The organism is Cohnella sp. SGD-V74 (assembly GCF_003001675.1).
GTDB lineage: Bacteria > Bacillota > Bacilli > Paenibacillales > Paenibacillaceae > Cohnella.
Map to the genome: position 1 here is coordinate 75,383 of NZ_PVYW01000001.1, position 21,362 is coordinate 96,744.

At 59.2% G+C, this 21,362-nt stretch carries 23 protein-coding genes; 6 read left to right on the forward strand and 17 right to left on the reverse strand.

Features of this window, described 5'->3' with window-relative positions:
* Positions 1–59: 59 nt before the first annotated feature.
* Positions 60–1,784 (reverse strand): acetate--CoA ligase, encoded by a 1,725-nt coding sequence (acsA, locus tag B0G52_RS00350; protein WP_094041534.1) that lies wholly within the window; start codon positions 1,782–1,784, stop codon positions 60–62.
* A gap of 244 nt (positions 1,785–2,028) precedes the next feature.
* Between acsA and B0G52_RS00355 the strand changes: the two genes are divergently transcribed.
* Positions 2,029–2,661: a GNAT family N-acetyltransferase gene (locus B0G52_RS00355; protein WP_094041535.1), complete on the forward strand. Its 633-nt coding sequence runs from the start codon at positions 2,029–2,031 to the stop codon at positions 2,659–2,661.
* Positions 2,662–2,679: 18 nt separating this feature from the next.
* Entirely contained in the window at positions 2,680–3,873 is a 1,194-nt protein-coding gene (locus tag B0G52_RS00360; protein ID WP_094041536.1) for an acetoin utilization protein AcuC, read from the forward strand.
* 72 nt (positions 3,874–3,945) lie between these two features.
* Here the strand turns inward: B0G52_RS00360 and B0G52_RS00365 are convergent, their stop codons facing one another.
* The 5 genes from B0G52_RS00365 to B0G52_RS00385 form a co-directional block, all read right to left on the reverse strand.
* Complete coding sequence (locus B0G52_RS00365; RefSeq protein ID WP_094041537.1) at positions 3,946–4,647, reverse strand: 5'-methylthioadenosine/adenosylhomocysteine nucleosidase; 702 nt, start codon at positions 4,645–4,647, stop codon at positions 3,946–3,948.
* Positions 4,648–4,746: 99 nt separating this feature from the next.
* A complete protein-coding gene (gene ccpA, locus B0G52_RS00370; protein WP_094041538.1) occupies positions 4,747–5,760 on the reverse strand; it encodes a catabolite control protein A in 1,014 nt (337 codons plus the stop codon).
* A 414-nt stretch (positions 5,761–6,174) separates the two neighbouring features.
* Positions 6,175–6,534 carry a bacillithiol system redox-active protein YtxJ gene (ytxJ, locus tag B0G52_RS00375; protein WP_094041539.1) on the reverse strand — a complete coding sequence of 120 codons (360 nt, stop codon included), beginning with the start codon at positions 6,532–6,534 and terminating at the stop codon, positions 6,175–6,177.
* A gap of 122 nt (positions 6,535–6,656) precedes the next feature.
* On the reverse strand, positions 6,657–7,067 hold the full coding sequence (locus tag B0G52_RS00380) for a TraR/DksA C4-type zinc finger protein (RefSeq protein ID WP_143762482.1): 411 nt from the start codon (positions 7,065–7,067) through the stop codon (positions 6,657–6,659).
* 68 nt (positions 7,068–7,135) lie between these two features.
* Positions 7,136–7,549, reverse strand: a complete 414-nt coding sequence (locus B0G52_RS00385; RefSeq protein WP_094041541.1) for a VanZ family protein — start codon at positions 7,547–7,549, stop codon at positions 7,136–7,138.
* A gap of 108 nt (positions 7,550–7,657) precedes the next feature.
* Between B0G52_RS00385 and B0G52_RS00390 the strand changes: the two genes are divergently transcribed.
* Positions 7,658–8,179, forward strand: coding sequence for a type 1 glutamine amidotransferase domain-containing protein (locus B0G52_RS00390; protein ID WP_094041542.1), 522 nt, complete (start codon positions 7,658–7,660; stop codon positions 8,177–8,179).
* 108 nt (positions 8,180–8,287) lie between these two features.
* Here B0G52_RS00390 and ptsP read toward each other — a convergent pair whose 3' ends face one another.
* The 6 genes from ptsP to B0G52_RS00420 form a co-directional block, all read right to left on the reverse strand.
* The gene (ptsP, locus tag B0G52_RS00395; protein ID WP_094041543.1) at positions 8,288–10,042 is read right to left on the reverse strand and encodes a phosphoenolpyruvate--protein phosphotransferase; all 1,755 of its coding nucleotides are present in this window, start codon (positions 10,040–10,042) and stop codon (positions 8,288–8,290) included.
* The gene (locus B0G52_RS00400) at positions 10,039–11,925 is read right to left on the reverse strand and encodes a glucose PTS transporter subunit IIA (protein WP_094041544.1); all 1,887 of its coding nucleotides are present in this window, start codon (positions 11,923–11,925) and stop codon (positions 10,039–10,041) included. Before B0G52_RS00400 ends, ptsP begins: the two co-directional genes overlap by 4 nt.
* Before the next feature lie 82 nt (positions 11,926–12,007).
* Positions 12,008–12,436: a CoA-binding protein gene (locus B0G52_RS00405; protein ID WP_094041545.1), complete on the reverse strand. Its 429-nt coding sequence runs from the start codon at positions 12,434–12,436 to the stop codon at positions 12,008–12,010.
* A 49-nt stretch (positions 12,437–12,485) separates the two neighbouring features.
* A complete protein-coding gene (gene aroA / locus B0G52_RS00410) occupies positions 12,486–13,808 on the reverse strand; it encodes a 3-phosphoshikimate 1-carboxyvinyltransferase (protein WP_094041546.1) in 1,323 nt (440 codons plus the stop codon).
* Positions 13,809–13,836: 28 nt separating this feature from the next.
* Positions 13,837–14,223, reverse strand: a complete 387-nt coding sequence (locus B0G52_RS00415) for a fluoride efflux transporter FluC (protein WP_094041547.1) — start codon at positions 14,221–14,223, stop codon at positions 13,837–13,839.
* On the reverse strand, positions 14,220–14,606 hold the full coding sequence (locus B0G52_RS00420; RefSeq protein ID WP_158223522.1) for a fluoride efflux transporter FluC: 387 nt from the start codon (positions 14,604–14,606) through the stop codon (positions 14,220–14,222). The genes B0G52_RS00415 and B0G52_RS00420 overlap by 4 nt, the downstream gene beginning before the upstream one ends.
* Positions 14,607–14,690: 84 nt before the next feature.
* On the opposite strand from B0G52_RS00420, the gene B0G52_RS00425 reads away from it, so the two are divergent.
* Complete coding sequence (locus tag B0G52_RS00425) at positions 14,691–15,002, forward strand: rhodanese-like domain-containing protein (RefSeq protein WP_094041549.1); 312 nt, start codon at positions 14,691–14,693, stop codon at positions 15,000–15,002.
* 35 nt (positions 15,003–15,037) lie between these two features.
* Here the strand turns inward: B0G52_RS00425 and B0G52_RS00430 are convergent, their stop codons facing one another.
* The gene (locus B0G52_RS00430) at positions 15,038–15,571 is read right to left on the reverse strand and encodes a shikimate kinase (RefSeq protein WP_369826945.1); all 534 of its coding nucleotides are present in this window, start codon (positions 15,569–15,571) and stop codon (positions 15,038–15,040) included.
* Between the two features lie 152 nt (positions 15,572–15,723).
* On the opposite strand from B0G52_RS00430, the gene B0G52_RS00435 reads away from it, so the two are divergent.
* On the forward strand, positions 15,724–16,017 hold the full coding sequence (locus B0G52_RS00435; protein WP_094041550.1) for a hypothetical protein: 294 nt from the start codon (positions 15,724–15,726) through the stop codon (positions 16,015–16,017).
* Here B0G52_RS00435 and gndA read toward each other — a convergent pair.
* Positions 16,014–17,429, reverse strand: a complete 1,416-nt coding sequence (gene gndA, locus B0G52_RS00440) for an NADP-dependent phosphogluconate dehydrogenase (RefSeq protein ID WP_094041551.1) — start codon at positions 17,427–17,429, stop codon at positions 16,014–16,016. The two genes, B0G52_RS00435 and gndA, sit on opposite strands and share 4 nt — an antisense overlap.
* 188 nt (positions 17,430–17,617) lie before the next feature.
* Here gndA and B0G52_RS00445 point away from each other — a divergent pair, with 188 nt between their 5' ends.
* Positions 17,618–18,148, forward strand: coding sequence for a YceI family protein (locus tag B0G52_RS00445; RefSeq protein ID WP_094041552.1), 531 nt, complete (start codon positions 17,618–17,620; stop codon positions 18,146–18,148).
* Between the two features lie 100 nt (positions 18,149–18,248).
* Here the strand turns inward: B0G52_RS00445 and B0G52_RS00450 are convergent, their stop codons facing one another.
* The 3 genes from B0G52_RS00450 to B0G52_RS00460 all read right to left on the reverse strand — a co-directional run bounded on the left by B0G52_RS00450 (position 18,249) and on the right by B0G52_RS00460 (position 21,340).
* Positions 18,249–18,848 (reverse strand): hypothetical protein, encoded by a 600-nt coding sequence (locus B0G52_RS00450; RefSeq protein WP_094041974.1) that lies wholly within the window; start codon positions 18,846–18,848, stop codon positions 18,249–18,251.
* A 207-nt stretch (positions 18,849–19,055) separates the two neighbouring features.
* The gene (locus B0G52_RS00455) at positions 19,056–20,213 is read right to left on the reverse strand and encodes an ABC transporter permease (RefSeq protein ID WP_158223523.1); all 1,158 of its coding nucleotides are present in this window, start codon (positions 20,211–20,213) and stop codon (positions 19,056–19,058) included.
* On the reverse strand, positions 20,210–21,340 hold the full coding sequence (locus B0G52_RS00460; RefSeq protein ID WP_094041554.1) for an ABC transporter permease: 1,131 nt from the start codon (positions 21,338–21,340) through the stop codon (positions 20,210–20,212). Before B0G52_RS00460 ends, B0G52_RS00455 begins: the two co-directional genes overlap by 4 nt.
* Positions 21,341–21,362: the final 22 nt, after the last annotated feature.

Consider the following 21,362-nt stretch of genomic DNA (forward strand, 5'->3'; position numbering starts at 1 on the left):
GCAGATTGGATTCTGCTTCGTCCCTTTTTTGTCGCCGTAAGACGGCGGCGCAACTTCGATTAATCCTCGATCGTGGACAAGTCGCCCGTCGGCAAGTTCAGCTCCCAGGCTTTCAGCACGCGGCGCATGATTTTACCGCTGCGCGTCTTCGGAAGTTTGTCCTTGAACTCGATCTCGCGCGGCGAAGCGTGAGCCGACAAGCCTTCCTTGACGAACTTCGCGATGTCCGCCTTCAGCTCGTCGGACGGCTCGAAGCCTTCGCGCAGCGAGATGAACGCCTTGATGATCTCGCCGCGAAGCGGATCGGGCTTGCCGATGACGCCGGCTTCCGCGACGGCGGGATGCTCGACCAGCTTGCTCTCGACCTCGAACGGCCCTACCCGCTCTCCGGACGTATTGATGACGTCGTCGATTCTTCCTTGGAACCAGAAGTAGCCTTCTTCATCCTTGTAGGCGGAATCTCCGGAGACGTACCACCCCGGAATATGGAAGTACTCCTGGTACTTCGTCGGGTTGTTCCAGATTGTGCGCATCATCGACGGCCAAGGCGTCTTGATCGCCAGATTGCCCATCCGGAACGGAGGCAGCTCATTGCCTTGATCGTCGATGATGGACGCCTGCACGCCCGGAATCGGGCGTCCCATCGAGCCCGGCTTGATCTCCATGCTCGGATAGTTGCAGATCAATTGTCCGCCGGTTTCCGTCATCCACCACGTATCGTGGATGCGCTGGCCGTACACGCGGTTGCCCCAGCGCACGACTTCCGGGTTCAGCGGCTCGCCAACGCTCAGCACGTGGCGAAGGCTGGACAGGTCGAACGATTTGACCGCGTCGTCGCCGGCCCCCATCAGCATCCGGAACGCGGTAGGCGCGCTGTACCAGACGGTTACTTTATATTTTTCGATCGTGGCGTACCAATCCTGCGGACTGAAACGTCCGCCGCGCACGACGTTCGTTACGCCGTTGAGCCAAGGAGCGAAAATGCCGTAAGACGTTCCCGTTACCCAGCCGGGATCGGCCGTACACCAGTATACGTCGTCTTCGCGCAAATCAAGCACGATGCGTCCGGTATGGTAGTGCTGAACCATCGCGTTCTGGACGTGGAATACGCCTTTGGGCTTGCCCGTAGAACCGGAAGTATAATGAAGAATGAGGCCGTCTTCCCGCTCCAGGAAGGTCACCTCGGCTTCTTCCGAAGCTCCGGCCATCGCCTTGGAGAAGTCGATGATGCCGTCTCCTTCTTCCACGGAATCCCCATATACGAGAACGTGCTTCAGTTCGGGCAATTCCGCCCTGGGCACACGAGAGAGCAATGCGGGAGTCGTGATCAGCGCGACGGCGCCGCTGTCCTGCAGACGATCCCTGACGGCGGTTTCCATAAACGCTTCGAACAACGGGCCTACGACGGCGCCGACTTTGATCGTCCCAAGCAAGCTGAAGTACAGCTCCGGCGTCCGGGGCATAAAAATAAAGACGCGGTCGCCCTTGCCCACTCCCAACCCGCGAAGCACATTGGCGAAACGGTTGGACTGCTTGGACAGATCCGCGAAAGTATAGCTCTCTTCGCGATGGTTGTCGCTGTAGTGAAGCGCGACTTTGTCGCCGCGGCCTTCCGCCAGATGCCGGTCGATCGCCTCATGCGCCATGTTCACCTTGCCGGTGGTCGACCACGTAAAACGCTGCTCGACATCCGCCCAGTTAAAGCTGTTTACCGCCTCTTCGTAAGATGCCATGTTGGACACCTTCGCCGTAACGGCTAATTTTTCGTCCGATTGCAATGTCACACTCCATCACCTTCCCATTGAAATGCGGGTACCCGTTATGCCGTATGCGCTTTCATGAACTCGAGGTTACCCCTCTACCAAAGCCATTATACCACAGTGCATCCGAGCTCTGCATAGTAGGCAAGGACAAAATCTCCCATTGCAGGGGCAATATTCTGTTACAGGGTCGCTTCTAAGCCCGTTGCATGCCGCTAATGTGCTATAATATACGGAGCATAAACACGGTTAACAAGGGGGGAACGGCATGGAGCACATTAAAAAATACGTCCGTCATACGATTGAACGGCACGGCCGATCCCTAATCGTGGAAGGACCTATAGCGCCCGAAGAGCTTCAGAAGCTGACGATGCATCCGAAGCTTGACGCTTTCCGCAGACCCGCGGAGCAGCACGTCGCGTTGGTTGAAATCGCGGAGCTTCCGGAAGGCCGAATTATCGCGGCGCGGGACGGAGACGTCATCGTCGGCTACGTCACCTTCCACTATCCCGACGAAATGGAACGTTGGTCGGAAGGCGGCATGGAAGATCTCGTCGAGCTCGGGGCGATCGAGGTCGCCGACGACTACCGCAATTACGGACTGGGCAAAGCGTTGATATCCGCCGCGTTCGAAGACGGCCAACTGGACAATATGATCGTCTTCACGACCGAATATTATTGGCACTGGGATCTGGAATCGAGCGGGCTGAACGTCTGGGAGTACCGGGAGATGATGGAACGGCTGATGAAATCGGTCGGCATGGTCTGGTTCGCCACGGACGATCCGGAGATTTGCGCGCATCCCGCGAACTGTCTCATGGTCCGAATCGGCAAAGACGTTCCGCTGTCCTCTGCCGAGCAATTCGACCGCGTTCGGTTCAGACAACGTTTTATGTATTAGAAAGGCAGGCGACCTTATCTGGCTTCCAATACGATATGGATTGACAATCAAGCATCCGGGCATTATCGCTTTTCCGACGATCATCCCTTTCACCCGGTCAGGCTGGCGCTGACGGAAAATTTGCTGAGGGAGAGCGGTGCGCTGGACGACAGACAATCCCTTCCTCCCTTCTCCGTCGCCGAAGCCGAGAAGAGAGTCCGGGACATTCATAGACCCGACTACATCGAGGTCGTGCAGGCGCTGAGCGTTGCCGAGCCCGATATGAAAGCGCTTAGCTTGGCGGACCGTTACGGACTGGAGGCGGACGGAGATACTCCGTACTTCCCCGACATGCATCAGGCGGCGATCGAGCTGGCGGCGGGCTCCATGGCCGCCGCGGACGCGGTCATGTCGGGTAAAGCGACGCGGGCGATGCATCTGGCCGGCGGGCTGCATCATGCTTTCCAGGAGCGGGCTTCGGGCTTCTGCGTCTATAACGACGCGGCCGCGGCGATCGCCCATGTGCGCGAGAAATATTCGGCCCGCGTCCTCTACATCGATACGGACGTTCATCACGGGGACGGAGTTCAATGGTTTTTTTACACCGATCCGGACGTATTCACGCTGTCGATTCACGAGACGGGCAAATTTCTGTTTCCCGGAAGCGGCTTTCCTCACGAGAGAGGCGACTCTTCCGGCTACGGAACCTGCTTAAATGTCTCCATGGAGCCTTACACCGAAGACGATTCCTGGCTGGAATGCTTCGGCAAGGCGATCGAGAGCGCGGCCCGCGCGTTCCGTCCGGATCTCATCGTCAGCCAGCACGGCTGCGACGCGCACGCATTCGATCCGCTCGCCCATATTCATTGCAGCATGCGCATTTATCGGGAGATGCCGAAAATGATTCGCGGGCTCGCAGACCGTTATACGGACGGGAAATGGGTCGCCCTCGGAGGCGGAGGGTACGATCACTGGAGAGTCGTGCCGCGGGCTTGGAGCCTGCTGTGGATGGAAATGAACGATCATCCTCTGCTCGCTTCCATCGACGCCCAAGCGGACGGCGGCTTGCTGCCGAAAGGTTGGCCCGGCGTGCCATTGGATCGCTTGCCGGACTACCCGCTTCCATCCACCTGGCTGGACGACTTGGAGACTTGGACGCCGATGCCGCGTCGGGCCGAGATCACCGACAAAAACCTCAAAAATCTCGAAATCGCGCTGCAGCACATCGGGTAAAAAAAGGCCGCGCCGCAGATCTCCGGATAAATCCGGGATGACTGCGGCGCGGCTCTGTTTATATCGGTTGACTCAAAGCGACGCGACCATTTTCTCGACGATTGCGTAAGAGCGGTTGGACGCTTCCACTGTGAACTCGGCGAAGTTCACGTGCGCCGATCCGTCGGCTTTGTCGGACATCGAGCGGATGATGACGTGAGGGATGCCGTTCATGAAGCACACCTGCGCGACCGAAGCCCCTTCCATTTCCGTACAGGCCCCTTCGAACTGCTCATGCAGCGTCTTCACAACCTCGCGATCGGCAATGAACTGATCTCCTGACAAAATCTTGCCGACCTTGCAGCGCCCCGGATACAAGGCGCGTCCGGCCTCTTCGGCCAATGCGACGAGCTTCTCGTCGGCTTTGTACTCCGATATGTCCTGATACGGAATCGTTCCCCGCGGAAAGCCGAGCGCGGTAACGTCGATGTCGTGCTGAAGGCTGCTGGAGGAGATAACGATATCCCCGATGTTCAGGTCCGGATCGACCGCGCCGGCCACCCCGGTAAACAGAACCGCATCGGCTCCGAACTTGTCGATCAAGATCTGCGTGCATACCGCCGCATTCACTTTGCCGACGCCCGAACGGGTCAGTACGACCTTCTTCCCGCGAAAAACGCCGCGATGGTACGATATGCCCGCATGGATCTCCGTTTGCTTGTTGTCCATTTGCTCAAGCAGAAGCTCAATCTCCTCCTGCATCGCTCCGATAATGCCGATCGTTCCGAACGTCATCCCAAATCCGTCCTTCCTTGCCAGTCGATTAAGTTAGGTCCCACAAAAGAGGCCCTGCTTCGGCGAGCTCGCCGAGCAGGGCTTCCGTTATTGCAAATGTCAGTTGCCTTTCGGTCCGGCAACGGAACGACGCAAGATTAATTCATGCGGCAACGTTACCGTAGCGTTGTCCACGGTTTCTTTCTTCATCAGCTTCGTCAACAGTCTCATCGAGACCGCTCCGATATCGTACATCGGCTGGGCGACCGTCGTCAGAAGCGGGCGCACCATCGACGAAATCCGGCTGTTGTCCACGCTGATCACGGATACGTCTTCGGGAACGCTAAGTCCGGCGTCCTGAATGCAATGAACGGCTCCGATCGCCATCTCGTCCGTCGCGGAGAATACCGCCGTCGGGCGATCCGGCAAATCGAGGAAATACTGCATCGCCTCGATGCCCGATTCGTACTTGTAGTTGCCGACGCGCACGTAATCTTCGCGATGGGGCAGGCCGGCTTCCTCCAACGCGCGCTTATAGCCTTGATAACGAGCGTATCCGTTCGCCGGATCCTGCAGCGTGCCGCTGATCATCGCGATCGACCGGTGTCCTTCCCCGATCAGCTTCGTCACCGCGTCGAATGCGGCCGCTTCATGATCGATGTCGACGGAAGGAATCGCTCCCTTCTCGTCCTTCGTTCCGCACAGCACGATCGGCACGTTCGACGTCTTGAACGCCTGAATATGCTCGTCCGTAACCGCGCCGCCCATGAACAGCAAGCCGTCGACCTGCTTCTCGAGCAGCGTGTTGATGACGCGGATTTCTTTGTCTTTGCGCTTGTCCGCATTGCAAAGAATGATATTGTAGTGGTACATGTTGGCAATATCTTCGATGCCTCTGGCGACTTCCGCGAAGTTCGCGTTCGCGATGTCGGGGATGACGACGCCGACCGTCGTCGTCTTCTTGCTCGCCAAACCGCGCGCGACCGCGTTCGGCCGATAGCCGAGTCTCTCTATCGCCTCGTAAACTTTTTTGCGCGTCTGAGGCTTGACGTTAGGATTATTGTTGACGACGCGGGATACCGTCGCCATCGACACGCCTGCTTCCCGTGCCACGTCGTAAATAGTTACCGTCACAATGATTCGCTCCAATGTTCATGACCGCAAACCGGAGGTTTGTCCCATCATGGATTATTAAGGTAATGATACGACAAAACCGCATGTTTAGCAATCAAACCTATATAATGTAGTTCAAAAAGTCCAATTTTGATCACGAAGGGACTCGGAGAAGCGGATTCGGCGTCGAATCTTGCATTCAGCCGGGCCTTCCGGTGCTCATGTAGCTTCCACTACGTTCCGCTCCTCAGTCCCTAAGCTTCATACAACCTTCTTGGTGCTGAAAACCGGACTTTTCGAACCTTCATTTGAACGGTAGTTCAAAAAGTCCAATTTTGATCACGAAGGGACTCGGGGAAGCGGATTCGGCGTCGAATCTTGCATTCAGCCGGGCCTTCCGGTGCTCATGTAGCTTCCACTACGTTCCGGCCCGGCTTAAGAGCCGTTAGCCGAAGCTCCGAACTTTTCGGACAGGAAGTCGTAAGTAATATGCCAGTGGGAAGTGTTCCATACCGCCTCGCCGTCCTTCACCAGAATGACCTGGGGGGAAGCGTGCTTGACGCCGAGCCGCTCCGCGATTTCGTTGCTGACCGGGCGGTCCTCGATGACATGGACGATCGCGTAATCCACTTTTTCCGAACGGTCGTTCTCGATATAACGAACCGTCTCTTCGCGGGCTCCGGCGCTGATCGGGCAGCTTGTGCTGTGCTTGAATACGAGCAGCGGTTTGCCCGAAGATCCTTCCAGCACGGCGTTCCATTGCTCAAGAGACGTAAGCTGTTGCAGATTGGCCATTAGGTAGTTCCCTCCTTGAAAATCGTTACGAATATCGTAGCAGAAAATGGAGTGGCACGCAAAATAACCGCTCCGAAATACAAAAGGGGTTGCCCCGTCCGGGACAGCCCCTCTCATCTGCGCTATGAAACGTATTGGGCACTCAATTGGCTCAGACGCGTATGTATTTCGTTCTTCCAGCGTTCGTCTTCCAACGATGAAGCGATAAGCAGCAGATCGAGCAGTTGATCGATTCTCTCCTCGGTCGCCCTCGCGATCGCCGCCGCTTGCAGCGATTCGGAAACGTGCAGCGCTTGCGACAGAACGCCGGCCCATTCGTGAACCTGATCGAACGGGATACTGCCCGGGTCGGGTCTGGCGCCAAGCTGGCCGACCAGCTTGCCGACATCCTCCTTCACGCCCGGAAACACGTCGTTCCTTCCGCATCCCGGACAATTGTACACCGGGACGTTGTTGATATTGACTTTTCTCGCGAAAATGACGGTACGGAGACCCAGGCTCATTTCTTCTCCGCATGAGCAACGTTTAAGCAACGGCATTCTCTCCTTAATTACAAAGAGCTATCCGTAACATATTCGCTCACCGCCGCTTTTTCTCCTGCTCAAGAAGCGGTGTAATTTCTGGAACGGCGCCTATTAAATAGTCGGTAGATCAGCAGCACGAGCAGGCTCGCCGCCGCGGCTCCCATGCCGTCGTGAAGCAGGTCGAGCGGGTCCGGGCTGCGCATGGGCACGAACGATTGGTGCCATTCGTCCGTCAGTCCGTACACGACGCAAACGGCGATATTAAGCAGACAGCCTCCCCATGTCGCCGACCGCGCGCCCATCCCGTACGCGATCGTCAAGGCCAGGATGAAATAGGCGACGTAGTGCATCGGATTAAAATCGGATAAAAAAGGCAGCCAGCGCTGAACCCACGGCAGCACGCTGTCGAGCTGGTCCCCGCTTCGCGACGAGGATATGAATATGGCGATCATGCAGAGCAGCGCCGGTATGTACCTCCATTTTCCCTTCATGCGGATCACTCCTCTCTCTTGCCTGGCCGCGAACGTGAAGGAAGGGCCAAGTTCTGGTACAATGGATGTCTGATCCCTATCGTTCTATCGAAATGGAGGTGGCCTGCCTTGGCCTCGACCAAAAGAGTCGTATGTTTGCTGGATGACGAATTCGAAGATTTGGAGCTTTGGTATCCGGTCTACCGCGCGCGCGAAGAAGGCGCGGAAGTGCTGTACGCCGGACCGGTGCAAGGCCGCAAGCACATCGGCAAGTACGGTGTTCCCGCCGTGGCCGATATCTCGTACGACGGGCTGGACGCCGACAAATTCGACGGCTTGCTCGTTCCCGGAGGCTGGGCCCCGGACAAAATCCGCAGAGACCCTCGCGTGCTCGAGTTCGTGCGCCGGATGGACGCCGCCGGCAAGCCGATCGGCCAAATCTGTCATGCGGGATGGGTGCTCGTCTCCGCCAAGATCTTAAACGGCAGGACGGTAACCTCGACGCCCGGCATCCGCGACGACATGGAAAACGCCGGAGCGACATGGGTGGACGAGGCTGTCGTCGTCGACCGCAATCTCGTCTCCGCCCGCAGACCGCCCGATCTTCCACCGTACGCGAAGGCGTTCTGCGACCTGCTGTTCGGCCGCTAACGCTGGCGGCCTCTCGCGGCCGTTTTGGCCCTCGCCCGCCCGTTCGCCGCTTCTGGCGCTCGGAGCGGGCTTTTTTTGGCGCGCAAACGCGGCAGCCGGCCGTTCACGCTACACAAGCGGGTTGGCGCTGCCCGGGGCGAGCGCCGCTTCTGCGTGGAACTGGCGGGCAAGCTCGCGCGCTTCCTTCGACGTCCTGCAGCGGAACAGGCCGTCGAGCAGCCTGCGGCTGTCGGAGGCTTTGGAGCGCAGCAGGCGCTCCTTCACCGGCAGAATCGCCTGCGCGGAGAGGCTCAGTTCGTCGATGCCAAGCGCGAGCCAGATCGGCAGCGCGTTCACGTCGCCCGCGATCTCCCCGCAAATATTGACGGGGATTCCCTTCGCCTTGGCCGCTTGCGCGACCGAGCGGATCATCCGCAATATCGCCGGGTGGAACGGTTCGTACATGTGGCTGATCTGCTCGTTCATCCGGTCGACCGCCAGCGTGAACTGGATCAGGTCGTTCGTGCCGATGCTGAAGAACGACGCCTCCTCGGCCAAAATATCGGCGATCGCCACGGCGGCCGGAACTTCGACCATAATGCCGGCCTTGATATCGGAGCGGAACGGAACGCCTTCGGCCTCCAGTTCGCGCTTCGCTTCGGCCAGCACCTCGTTCGCTTCGCGCACCTCTTCGACAGACGTAATCAGCGGGTACATGATCTGTACGTCGCCGTAGTTCGACGCCCGCAGAATGGCGCGAAGCTGAATTTTGAACAAATCTTTGCGCTTGAGGCTGAAGCGGATCGCCCGGAAGCCGAGGAACGGGTTCTCCTCCTCGGGCATTTCGTAGTAGTCCAGCTGCTTGTCTCCGCCGATGTCGAGCGTGCGGACGACCAGCGTCTCGCCTTTCAGCTTCTGGACGGCGGTCCGATACACCTCGAACTGCTCCTCTTCGGAAGGAAAATGAGATCTGTCCATGTACAGGAACTCCGTCCGGAACAAGCCCACGCCCTGCGCGCCGTTGCCCAGCGCCGCTTCCAGCTCCTTCAGAGAGCTGATGTTCGCCGCCAGCGTGAGCGACAGGCCGTCCATCGTCACCGAAGGCACTTCGGCCAGCTTGAGCAGCTGCTCCTTCTGCGCGATCAGCCGCCGACGCATCTCGGTGTAGCGGGCAACCATTTCCGGCGTCGGATCAACCTGAAGCATGCCCGTCTCGCCGTCGAGAATCAGCAGATCTCCCGTGCCGATCGGCTGCTCCAGCTTGCCTTCCGCGCCCATTACCATCGGAATGCCGAACGCCCGCGCCATGATCGCCGAATGCGACGTCGGGCTGCCGACCATCGTCACGATGCCGAGCACGAGCTCCGGCTTCAGATGAACGAGCTGCGAAGGCGACAGCTCTCGCACGACGAGTACGAAGGGCTGGGTATCCTCCGGCAGCGAAATCTCCGGCGCGCCGAGCAGATGCTTCAGGAGCCGGTTGCCCACGTCCTTGATGTCCAGCGCTCTCTCTTTCATATACTCGTCGTCCAGAAGGTCGAACATCGTGACGAAGTGATCGATCGCTTCCTTGACGGCTACTTCGGCCACCTTATACTGCCGCTGGATGATGCCCTGAATCTCGTTCATGAACACCGGATCTTCCAGAATCGCCAGATGGGCGTCGAAGATGCTCGCCTCCTCGGAACCGACCGCCTCGTCCAGCTCCGTCTTCATCTGGCTGATCTCCGTCTTCGAACGGCGAATCCCCTCGTACAGCCGGTCGAACTCCTTGGCCAGATCGCCTACGTCGATCTTCTGATCCGGCAGCTCCCACTCCCAATGCGGAAGCACGAAGGCTTTGCCGATCGCGATCCCCTGCGACGCCCCCAATGCCTGTATCATTTCTCCGCCCCCTTGTTCTCTCTCTCGTGCACGACAACCGACATGACTGCGGCCTGACCCTTTTTGACCGCTTTATACGGAGCGAACCTCCAGGACTTGACCTTGTCGCTGTTCGTAATGACCATCGGCGTCTCCAGCGATTTGGCGTGCTGCTTCAGCGTCGGAATATGGAACTTCAGCAGCGGCTGACCCGGGGACACTTCGTCTCCTATCTGGACGAGCGCCGTGAAGCCTTTGCCTTCCAACTGGGAGGTGTTGATGCCGACGTGCAGCAGCACTTCCAGGCCGTCCTTCGTCACGAGACCGATCGCATGGAGCGAAGGGTGGATGTGAATGATCTTGCCTTGCACCGGAGCGACCAGCTCTCCCTTGTCCGGGACGAACGCGACGCCCCGGCCGACGAGCCGTCCGGAGAAGATCGGATCGTCGACCTCCTCGAGCGGAATCATCCTCCCCTGCACCGGGGAATGGAACTGGATCTGCTGCACGTCGGTCTGCATGATCTTGTGGATCTCTTCCCGGATCAGCTCCGAGAATGTGCCGAACACGACTTGCACGTGGCCTCCGCCAAGGCGGATGACGCCCGCCGCCCCGAGGTGACGCAGCGACTGCACGTCGACTTTGCGGTCGTCCTCCAAAGTCAGCCTCAACCGGGTGATGCAGGCTTCGAGCCGAACCATGTTCTCCTTGCCGCCGAGCGCTTGCAGAATAAGCGGCGCCCGGTAAGGGATGTCCCCCGCCCAATCGTCCAGCCGGGTCGAATCCTCGCGCCCCGGAGTGGCGAGCTGGAAGCGGCGAATGCTCCACCGGAACAGCACGTAATACAGCAATCCCGTAGCCGCCCCGATCGGCAGCAGCAGCCAGCCTCTCTGGGCGAGCGGCAGGTTGACCAAGTATTCGAGCACTCCGGCGGAGAACGCGAAGCCGTGATGGATGTCGAGCTCGTAGACGAGCCACATGACCCCGCCCGACAACACCGCGTGAATGAGGAACAAGTACGGCGCGACGAACAGAAAGGCGAATTCGACCGGCTCGGTAATGCCCGTCAGGAACGAGCCGAGCGCGGCCGCGCGAAACTGCTTGCTCGTCTTCGGCTTCAAGTCCTCGCGCGCTTCGTGAATGATCGCGAAGGCGACGGCGGGCAAGGCGAACATCATCGTCGGATACAGGCCGGCCATGAAGATGCCCGCGGAAGTATCCCCGGCGAAGAAGCGCGGCAGATCGCCGAAGTAGACCGCTCCGTCCGCCCCTTGATATTCCCCGACCTGAAACCAGAACAGATGATTCAAAATATGGTGCAGTCCGAAGGCGACGAGAATGCGGTGCAGAAACCCGTACAGGAACACGCCGAAGCCGCCTGCGGAATAGACGAGCGTTCCCGCCGAAGCCGCCCAGCTCTGCAGCCCTTCTCCGAGACCGATCATCAACCAGGCGAACGCGAGCGACACGGCGCTCATAAACAACGGAACGAACCGCGAGCCTCCAAGGAACTGCAAATACTCGGGCAGCCGGAAAGACTTGAAGCGGTCGTGCGCCCAAGCGGACAAAATGCCGATGACCACCCCGGCGAACATTGACGGCTGAACGCCGTTCGGATCGTAGGTATGGGCCACGACATGAAAAATAAACATCCCGACGAGCGCCCCCATGCCCGCCGTTGCGGACTGGTTGGACATCCCGAGCGCGATGCCGATGGCAAACACGTAGGGAACGTATTCAAAAATCGCCATGCCCGCGGCGTGCAGCATCTCGGGCACTTGCTCCCATCCGAACGAATCCCACGGCAGCCGCGCCAGCATCAGAAAGATGGCTGCGGCCGGCAGCACCGTCATCGGCAGCATCATCGCCCGGCCCAGCCTTTGCAGGTAACCGATTCCGTACATGCGTCTCCTCCTCCCCGCAACGATCTCGCGGCGCCGCCGTCAGCCAGGACGACGGCGCCGCGGAAGGGAACGGGCAATCTGCTTAAGCCTTACCGTTCGGCAGCAGAATGGAATCTTCCACTTTAATGCAGCGATCCATGATCACGTTAAGCCCGCCTTCGGCGGCGAGCGCTCCCGCTTCCTCGTTCAGAATGCCGAGCTGGAGCCACAGCGTCTTCGCGCCAATCTCGACGGCTTCCCGGGCGATCGGAGGCGTATGCTCCGGACGGCGGAATACGTTAACGATGTCCACCGGCTCCGGAATGTCCTTCAACGAAGCGTACACTTTCTCTCCGAGAATCGTCTCCGCGTTCGGATTGACGGGAATGATGCGATAGCCTTTGCGCTGCATCGCTTCGGACACCATATGCGACGTCTTGGACGGATCGTCGGACAGACCGACGACGGCGATCGTGGCGGATTGCTCCAAAATACGTTTGATCTCTTCTCGGGACGGGTGAACGTAAGCCATCCTTCAAACCTCCCTTAATTTAGAAGTTGTTCAAAAAATCCACTTTTGATCACGTACTTTCAGAAACAAGCGAACCCGGGTAGTCTGTCCATTCGACCTGGGCGCCAAGCGACTTCAGGTGATCGAAATAGATCGGATACGATTTGGCGACATGGTGCGCGTCCTTGATGCGAATCGGCTTGGCGGAACGAAGGCCGACGATCGTCAGCGCCATAATGACGCGGTGATCGTAGTGCGCGTCGATCTCCACGCCCCCTTCCACGCCTTCCGGACGGCCGTGGACGATAATCTCGTCCCGCTTCTCCTCGACGTTCGCGCCCGCCTTGCGGAGCTCCGTCAAGTAGTCGGTAATGCGGTCGCATTCCTTGTAGCGCAAGTTCTCCACGTTATAGAAACGGGAAGTGCCTTCCGCGAACACGGCTGCGGCGACCATCGCCAGCACGCCGTCGGTGAACTCGTCTCCGTCGAATTCGCCCGCCGTCAGCTTGCCGTTGCCCTTGACGCGCACGATGCCGTTCTCATGCGTAAGCGGAACGTTCATCGCCTTCAACACGTCGACGACGGCCCGCTCGCCCTGCTTGCTGTCTTCCTTCAGCCGGTGAACGACGACGTCCGATTCGGTGACGGCCGCGGCGGCCAGAATGGCAGCCGAGCCCGGGTAGTCGCCCTGGACGACGTACGTCTGGGCCTTATATTTCTGCTTGCCGGGAATCCGGTAACGCATCAGATCTTCGGACGCCTCGATAACGATGCCCGCTTGCTCCAGCACCTCCAGCGTCTGGCCGACGACGACTTTCGATTTCAGGTCGTGCAGCACTTCGATCTCGCTGTCTTCGTCCAGAAGCGGCGTCAGGAACAGCAGGGAGCTGAGAAACTGGGAGCTGACGTTGCCCGACACCTGGATTTTGCCGCCGCGGGGCTGACCGCCGCGAATCGTCATCGGCAGCCGCCCGTTCTGATGCTCGATCCGAACGCCCATGCTCTCCAGCGCGACGATCAAGTCGTCGTGCGGACGCTTGCCGAGGGAAGCGGGGTACGAATTGACGAAATGCACTTCGGGGAGTAAAGCCGCCACGGACATAATGAAACGAAGCACGGCGCCCGCGTTGCCGACATCCAGTTCCTTCGTCGGACGAGGGTTGCGGCCGAAGCCGGTAATGACGATCTTCTCGTCGTCTTCCTCGACGACTGCGCCGAGGTCGCGGATGCAGCGCCGCATCGCTTCGCCGTCTTCGCTGTGCGCGGGGTACAGAATCGTGCTCGTTCCTTCCGCCAGCGCGGAGACGAGCAGATAGCGGGTCGTATAGTTTTTCGAGGACAGCGCTTGAATCTCGCCGTTCAGTTTGCCAGTCGGGGTTACAATCATATCCATGTTCGTTATACACGCTCCTTGGAAGCTATTAATGATAGATTAGCCAGCCTAATCCGACGCCGGCCGCGGTCAGCGCCAGGCCGCCGGCATAAGTCGCGGCCAAGTAGACGATCAGCGTCCGCCTTGCGGCCGCTCCTCCGCGAAGCATCGTCGCTTTCTGCACGTTCAGGGTGGAGTAGGTCGTCAGCCCGCCCAGAAAGCCGATTCCGGCAAAAGCGTAGGCCGCGGCGTTGCGCTGCTCCAGTCCAAGTCCGATAAATAGGCCCAGCGCCAGCGAACCGGCCAGATTCACGGCAAGCGTGCCGTAAAATCCGGGCTTGTCCTTGGAAGAGAACCAGCGGCCGACTCCGAAGCGCAGCAGCGTGCCCGCCGCTCCCCCAAGGCCGACCAGGCATGCGAGACCGAGACCGCTCATGTCCGCTTCGCCCCTCTCTTGCCCAAGGTCAAGCCCAGCGCAGCCAACGCCCAGCCCGCCGCCGCGCTGGCCAATACGTAAGCCGCGGCGAAGCCGTAGGCCCGATGTTCCAGCAGCAGCCACAGCTGCCCATTAAACGCGCTGAACGTCGTATACGAGCCGAGAAAGCCCGTGCCCAGCACCTCGCCGATCCAGGACGAGGCCGATCGGCCCGCGAGCCAGCCTGTCAGCAAGCCCAGCAGCAGCGAGCCCGACAAGTTGATGAATGCCGTCGCCCACGGAAAAGCGTCCGGGGTTGCCGAGACCGGGAACAGAAATCCGACCCCGTACCGTGCGAGCGCTCCCAGAAAGCCCGCAAGAGCGATGCCGAGCACGATTCTCATCATCATTACCGCCTATCGTTTGACAGCGCCGTGCGCATTTTCTTATGATGAATCTATACTCTTGGAAAGAAGGCTGGTCCCCGCATGAGTCATTATGGAACGATAACCGTGGAGGAACTGAAAGCCCGGCTGGACGCCGGGGAAACTCCGCATATGATCGACGTTCGCGAAGAGGAAGAAGTCGCCCAGGGCATGATCGACGGCGCTCGTCATCTTCCGCTCGGCCAAGTGCCGCAGCAGCTCGACGCAATCCCGAAGCACGAGGAAGTCATCCTCATCTGCCGCAGCGGCGCGCGCAGCGACAGAGCTTGCCAGTATCTCGCTTCGCTCGGCTACGAGGGCGCCACCAATCTGCTCGGCGGCATGCTTGCTTGGAACGAGCTCGACCAGGCTTAAAAGCCGTCGCGAGGGCTGAGGTTACGCGTTCAGCGTTACAGCCAGCCCTCCGGCAGCCCCCGAAGCAGCTCCTCGGCGACTTCTTCGGGAGACTTGTCCGTCGTGTCCACTCTCGCATGCGCGAAATCGTAGGCATGCCGCCTCGATTCCAGCAGCTGCGAGACGCGAGCCTCGGCGTCGCCCGCGAGCAGCGGCCGCGTGCCCTCGGCGGCGCTCGTCACGCGGCGGATCAAGCTCGCCTTGTCCGCGGTCAGCGCCACGACCCTTCCCCGTTCCAGCATCTGCAGCCGGTTGCTCTCGCGCAGCACGGCGCCTCCACCGGTGGCGACAATTCGCCGCTCCGCGTTCAACGCTTCCCGCACCGCTTCGCTCTCCCAGTCTCGGAAAGCCGTCTCTCCGTCCTCTGCGAAAATTTGCGGAATGGACTTGCCCGCCAATCTCCCGATGACTTCGTCCGTGTCCAGGCATTCCCAGCCGAGACGCTCCGACAGCAGACGGCTGACCGTCGATTTGCCGGTTCCCATAAAGCCTACAAGAATAATGTTCATGCCGAAATCGCTACCGCTCAATGCACGTTCCCCATTCCTGCCATAATTCGTCCCATGTTTTATTTTTACTTTATAACCATCATAGCATATCGATTCCAAGGTATAAAACGACGAGTTTTACCGTAAGTTTGATAGTGTACAATCCTGCGCGCAAAGTAAAGGTGATGTCTACCGTGAACAATTACCGGCCGAAGCCGCCGTTCGAGCAGCCTCTCCGCCGCCTTCTCGACCCTTCCTATCCCCTGTGCCGCGAGGACGTCCTGTGGGCGCTCGGCTTCATCAAGAAAAAAGTGGCCGATAGAGCCCCCGAATGGTCGGGACTCGATCGGCCACAGCTGCTTGCCCATTTTGCCTGTTTCGCGGACATGGCCTTGCTGCTGCTTCATCGGCGCAGCCCCAGCGGCCAGGAAACCGACTGCTTCCGCACGATGCTAAGCGAGCTTCTGCCGCGCGAACAAGAGCATTAGGAATGGATCCAGTTGTGGTGGAACGTGCCTTCCTTGTCCACCCGCTTGAACGTATGCGCTCCGAAGTAGTCGCGCTGCGCCTGAAGCAGGTTGGCCGGCAGACGTTCGGAACGGTAGCTGTCGTAGTAAGCGAGCGCGCTGGCGAACGACGGAACCGGAACGCCGTAAGCGACCGCAGTCGTGACGACTTCGCGCCATGCGTCCTGATACGATTCGACGACGCCTTTGAAGTACTCGTCCAGCAACAGGTTGCGAAGTTGCGGGTCGCGGTCGTAGGCGTCTTTGATGTTTTGCAGGAAACGCGCGCGGATGATGCAGCCGCCGCGGAAAATCATCGCGATATCGCCGTAGCGCAAGTTCCAGCCGTACTCCTCGGAAGCGGCGCGCATTTGCGCGAAGCCTTGCGCGTAGGAGCAGATTTTGCTGGCGAACAGCGCCTTGCGCACGCTCTCGATGAACGCCGCTTTGTCGCCTTGGAACGGCTTCGTTTGCGGTCCTTTGAGCACTTTGCTCGCAGCGACGCGCTCTTCCTTCATCGCGGAGAGGAAGCGCGAGAATACCGACTCCGTAATGATGGACAGCGGCACGCCAAGGTCGAGCGCGCTTTGGCTCGTCCACTTGCCCGTACCCTTCTGTCCCGCAGCGTCAAGGATGACGTCGACCATCGGCTTGCCGGTCTCCGGGTCCTTCTGCGCGAAGATGTCGGTCGTGATTTCGATCAGATAGCTGTCCAGCTCGCCCTTGTTCCACTCGCCGAAAATGTCGTGTAGCTCGTCCGTGGAGACGCCGAGCACGTCCTTCAGCAATTGGTAAGCTTCGCAGATGAGCTGCATGTCGCCGTACTCGATGCCGTTGTGCACCATTTTGACGTAGTGTCCGGCGCCGTCCGGTCCGATGTACGTGCAGCACGGATCTCCGTTCACCTTGGCGGAAATGCCCGTCAAAATCGGCTCGACGAGACGATAAGCTTCCTCCGGTCCGCCCGGCATGATGGACGGGCCTTTCAGCGCGCCTTCTTCGCCGCCGGAGACGCCGGTGCCGATGAAGTGGAAGCCCTTGGCCGTCAAATCCTTGCTGCGGCGCTGGGTATCCGGGAAATAGGCGTTGCCGCCGTCGATAATGATATCGCCTTGATCCAGATGAGGCACGAGGGAATCGATCGTCGCGTCGGTGCCTGCTCCGGCTTGTACCATGATCAAAATTTTGCGGGGCTTCTCCAGGGAGTTCACGAACTCTTCGACAGAGTAGGCGCCGACAAGGTTTTTGCCTTGTCCTTCCGTGTTCAGCAGGTCATCGGTTTTCTCTCTCGAGCGGTTGTACACCGCGACCGTGAATCCGCGGCTCTCGATGTTAAGAGCCAGGTTGCGCCCCATGACGGCCAGGCCGACGACGCCAATGTTAGCTTTCGACATGATTTTCTTCATCCTTTAGCGCAAAATTTTCACAATAAGGTTATTGTACTCTTTTTGCCCGGAGATGAAAACCATCATTTGCATTCCCTCGCGATCGTCGCCAAAGGGCAGGACGAAAAAAAGTTCTTGCATTTTTGTGTTACTTATATTTTAATAGTTAATATAATTTATAAAGGATGTGTTCAAAGATGGCAGCAAGCACTTGGAACCTGGATAAATCCCACAGCGGCATTACGTTCAGCGTACGGCACATGATGATTACGAACGTACGGGGCAGCTTCAACGACTTCGACGCGTCCGTATCCGCCGATCCGGCCGATCTCGCGAGCCTCGAGGCCTCGCTGACGATCGACGTGAACAGCATCGACACGAAGGACGAAAGCCGCGACGGCCACCTGAAATCCGCGGACTTCTTCAATGCCGAGCAGTTCCCGCAAATCTCGTTCAAGAAGACGGCGCTCGTCTCCAAGGGCGGGGAAGATTACGCGCTGACCGGCGACCTGACGATTGCCGGCGTCACGAAATCCGTCACGCTGAACACCGAAATTTCCGGTCCGGCCAAAGACCCTTGGGGCAACACGAAGTTCGGCGTTGTCGCCGACGGCGCGATCAACCGCTCCGAATTCGGCCTGTCCTGGAACGCCGCGCTCGAGACCGGCGGATTCCTCGTCGGAGACACGATCAAAATCCACATCGAGCTGGAATTCGCGCAAGCCTGACCGGTCGACCTCGCAGCGACAGAAAAAGCGGAGCCATCGTCTTCCAAGATGAGGCTCCGCTTTTCAATATATGGAGGAGAAAATATCGGAGTTGCGGGCGTTACAGCTCGAGCTGCAGCATTTCCGTCCTCATGACCATCAGCTTTTCCTTGCTCGCTTCTACGGCGTCTTGCCATCCATTCTGGATCGCTTCGTGCAGCACGGCAAGCTCGTAATCGATTTCAAGCCGCAGAACACCCGCTCGCAGCTCGGCTCTGTTCGACCTGAACGCTTGCACCATGTCTTCCACCGTCACTTGCGGCCTTTTCTGAAAAATAATGCGATGTTCCATGCCGGACACCTCCACGAGTCGGATAATTTCACCGAACATGATATTCTCGATTCTAAGCACCTGACGATCGTGAAATCTCTTGACGACGGCGTGGCCGCGGGAATCGTTGATCAGCTTCTCGATCCAGATCGCCAGCTTCTCGTCCCTGACCAGATAATTGCCTACCATCTTGTAACGTCCCATCGTTCTCAGAAACTTCAGCTTCAGCAGCTTGCGCCCCGTTCGCACCGACACGATAAAATGATGCTCGCTCTCGTTCCAGTACAGGGAGTAACCGTCCTGGATCAGCTCACGGATCAAGTTCTGGATTTGCCTTCGATCGAAGCGAAGCTCCAGATTGCAGTATTCCACTTCGTGACTTCGGTTCACGGCCATCCCCTCCTCCTGCCCTATTCGCATGGCTTGAGATGTTGACCGAATTGTCAGAATATTGTGTCTTAACTCTATCTTATACTCCATCTTATGATCTGGCAACTTGGTTTCTTGACTATTTTCATTCCTATTTTTTGAAAAGAATGGGCCGCCCCGCGCACCAGCGCCGGGCAGCCCATTGGAATTTCGTGATGAACCGCCGCTTCAGCGATCGGCGGGACGCAGTACGTAGGAGCCGAAGGCGAGCAGCACGGCGGCGAACAGCCCGAGCACGCCCAGCTGAAGGCCGATGCCGGCCAGCGATTCGCCCGCGGACGCCTGCTCAAGGGCGGAGATCGCCCACCGCTGCGGCGTGAAGTTGGCAAGCTTCCGCATGAAGTCCGGCATCATGGCGATCGGCCAGAAGCAGCCGCCAAGCATGCAGGTCGGAACGACGATCATATTGTTGATGCTGCCGAGCATCGAGCTGTTCTTCACGAGCGCGGCCGCAGCGGTGGACAGCCCGACTGCCGCCAGCAGGAAGCATTCCATGACCGCGACCAACACGCCGAACGGCACGCCCAGGTCGAAGCCGATGACGTACCGGGTCACGGCGAGAATGAGCACGAGTTGGATCGTCCCGAGCAGGAAGCAGCCGAGGAAGTTGCCCAGGGCGATCTCCGAAGCCCGGACCGGCGCCGCGAAGATTCGGGCCATTGTCCGGTTGTCGCGATCTTCGACGACACCGTGGATGGACTGATTGACCAGCATCATCACGAACACGAGCATAAGGCCGATGACAAGCACGTACGCATTGTTAGCCCTATGGACGATCTGCTCCCGTTCGGCGCGCAAGCCCTCGGCCGCCTGCTTCTCCAGCATCGAGCGAACGAGCCTCTCCCGCTCCTCCGGCCCCTCCTCCGCCGCCGCAGCCAGCGCAGCGGTGCCTGCCAAGCGATTCGTCGTCTCCGACAGCGTCAGTCCTAAAGACACGTTCCAAGACCTCTCGTTTTTACGGATGAGCTGGATCGCCGTCTCCTCGCCGCTCAGCAGCTTGGCGGTGAAGTCTGGCGGGATGTAGACGAGCGCGCCCCGCTTGCCGTCATATACTTCGCCCTTCAGCCGTTCCAGATCGGTCGAGGCCGGATCCTGCTCCAGCACCTCGTAGATGCCGACGTCGCGAATCGCATCCGCCACCGGCTCGCTAAGCCATCCTCCGTCCGCGTTCAGCAGCGCGACCGAAACCCGAACGTCGGACGATCGGCCGAACAGGCCCACGATGCCCGAGATGACCAGAATCGGAAGCAGGACGAGCGCGATTAGCGCCTTCCGGTTGCCCAGCGTCCTGCGGATATGAAGATTGGCAATGATCAGACTGTTCACGTTAACGCCACCGCCTTCCGGAATCTGAACGCGGCAGCCGCCAGAATCGTCGCTGTAATCGCAACGAGGATGAGCGCCTCCAGCCAGCCCTCGCCCAGAGTGCCGCCCGCCATGAGCCGCCGAAGAGCTTCATTGGCCCAATGGTTGATCGTGAATTTGCCGATATCGCGCAGGCCTGAGCCGATATCGGCGATCATCCCGCCGCTCAGGAAAGTCATCGCGACAATGACCAGGCTGAAGATCGATTCGATCGCCCTGCGATTGCGGACGAAGGAGCATATGACGATGGCGAAGCCGATCGCCGCCGCCGATACGAGCGCGCAGACGAGCACGATAGCCCCGTAGCTGCCGCCCCAATCTACGCCGTACACCCCTCGGGTGAACCCGACGATCACGATCGCTTGCAGGCAAGCGAACAGAGCGGAGCCCATCAATTTTCCCAGCAGCAGAACGTTTAACGATACCGGTATCGAGTAGAGACGCAGCAGCGTCCCCTTCTCCCGCTCCTCGGTCAGACTGAGAGCGGCCGACATGCCGGAATAGAGCAGGAACATGACCAAGTAAGCGACCGAATAGTATTGCACGGCCGAGAAGTTGTCGAAACCGACGCTGTCCCGGGAGAGCAGCGTGCCGATCTGCACCCGCTCCTTCGCGTAAACCGCGAACAGGCTTTGTTCGACCGCTTCCCCGGAGAGACCCGGAGCGAGATCCGCCGAGGACAGGCGAACGTTCGCGTCTGCCGTGAAGCGGTTCAGGACGGATTCGGCGATCATGTTGCGTTCAGTAAAAGATCCGGGAAAATAACGAACGCCCGTCTCGGTCAGCGCGAACCCGAAATCCGCCGCGCCCGAGCGCACATCCTCGCGAACCTCGGCTTCGCTTCCGCGGTTCTGCGCGTCGACATAGCCGGCTGCAGCCGGGGAGGCCAGATAACGTTCCGCCGCCTCGCCGAGCGCCCCCCGGTCGCCGACGGATACGGAAAGCCGGACGGGCTCGAGGTCGCTTTGCAAGGCGTTGCCGAGCAGGAAAATAAGCAGCAGCGGCAGCCCCAGCAGCATCAAGATGACGGTGCGGATTCGGCATAGACGGACGGCCTCGTTCCAGGCCACTTCTAATGCTATTCTCATATCGTCGTTCCTCCTCCGCCCC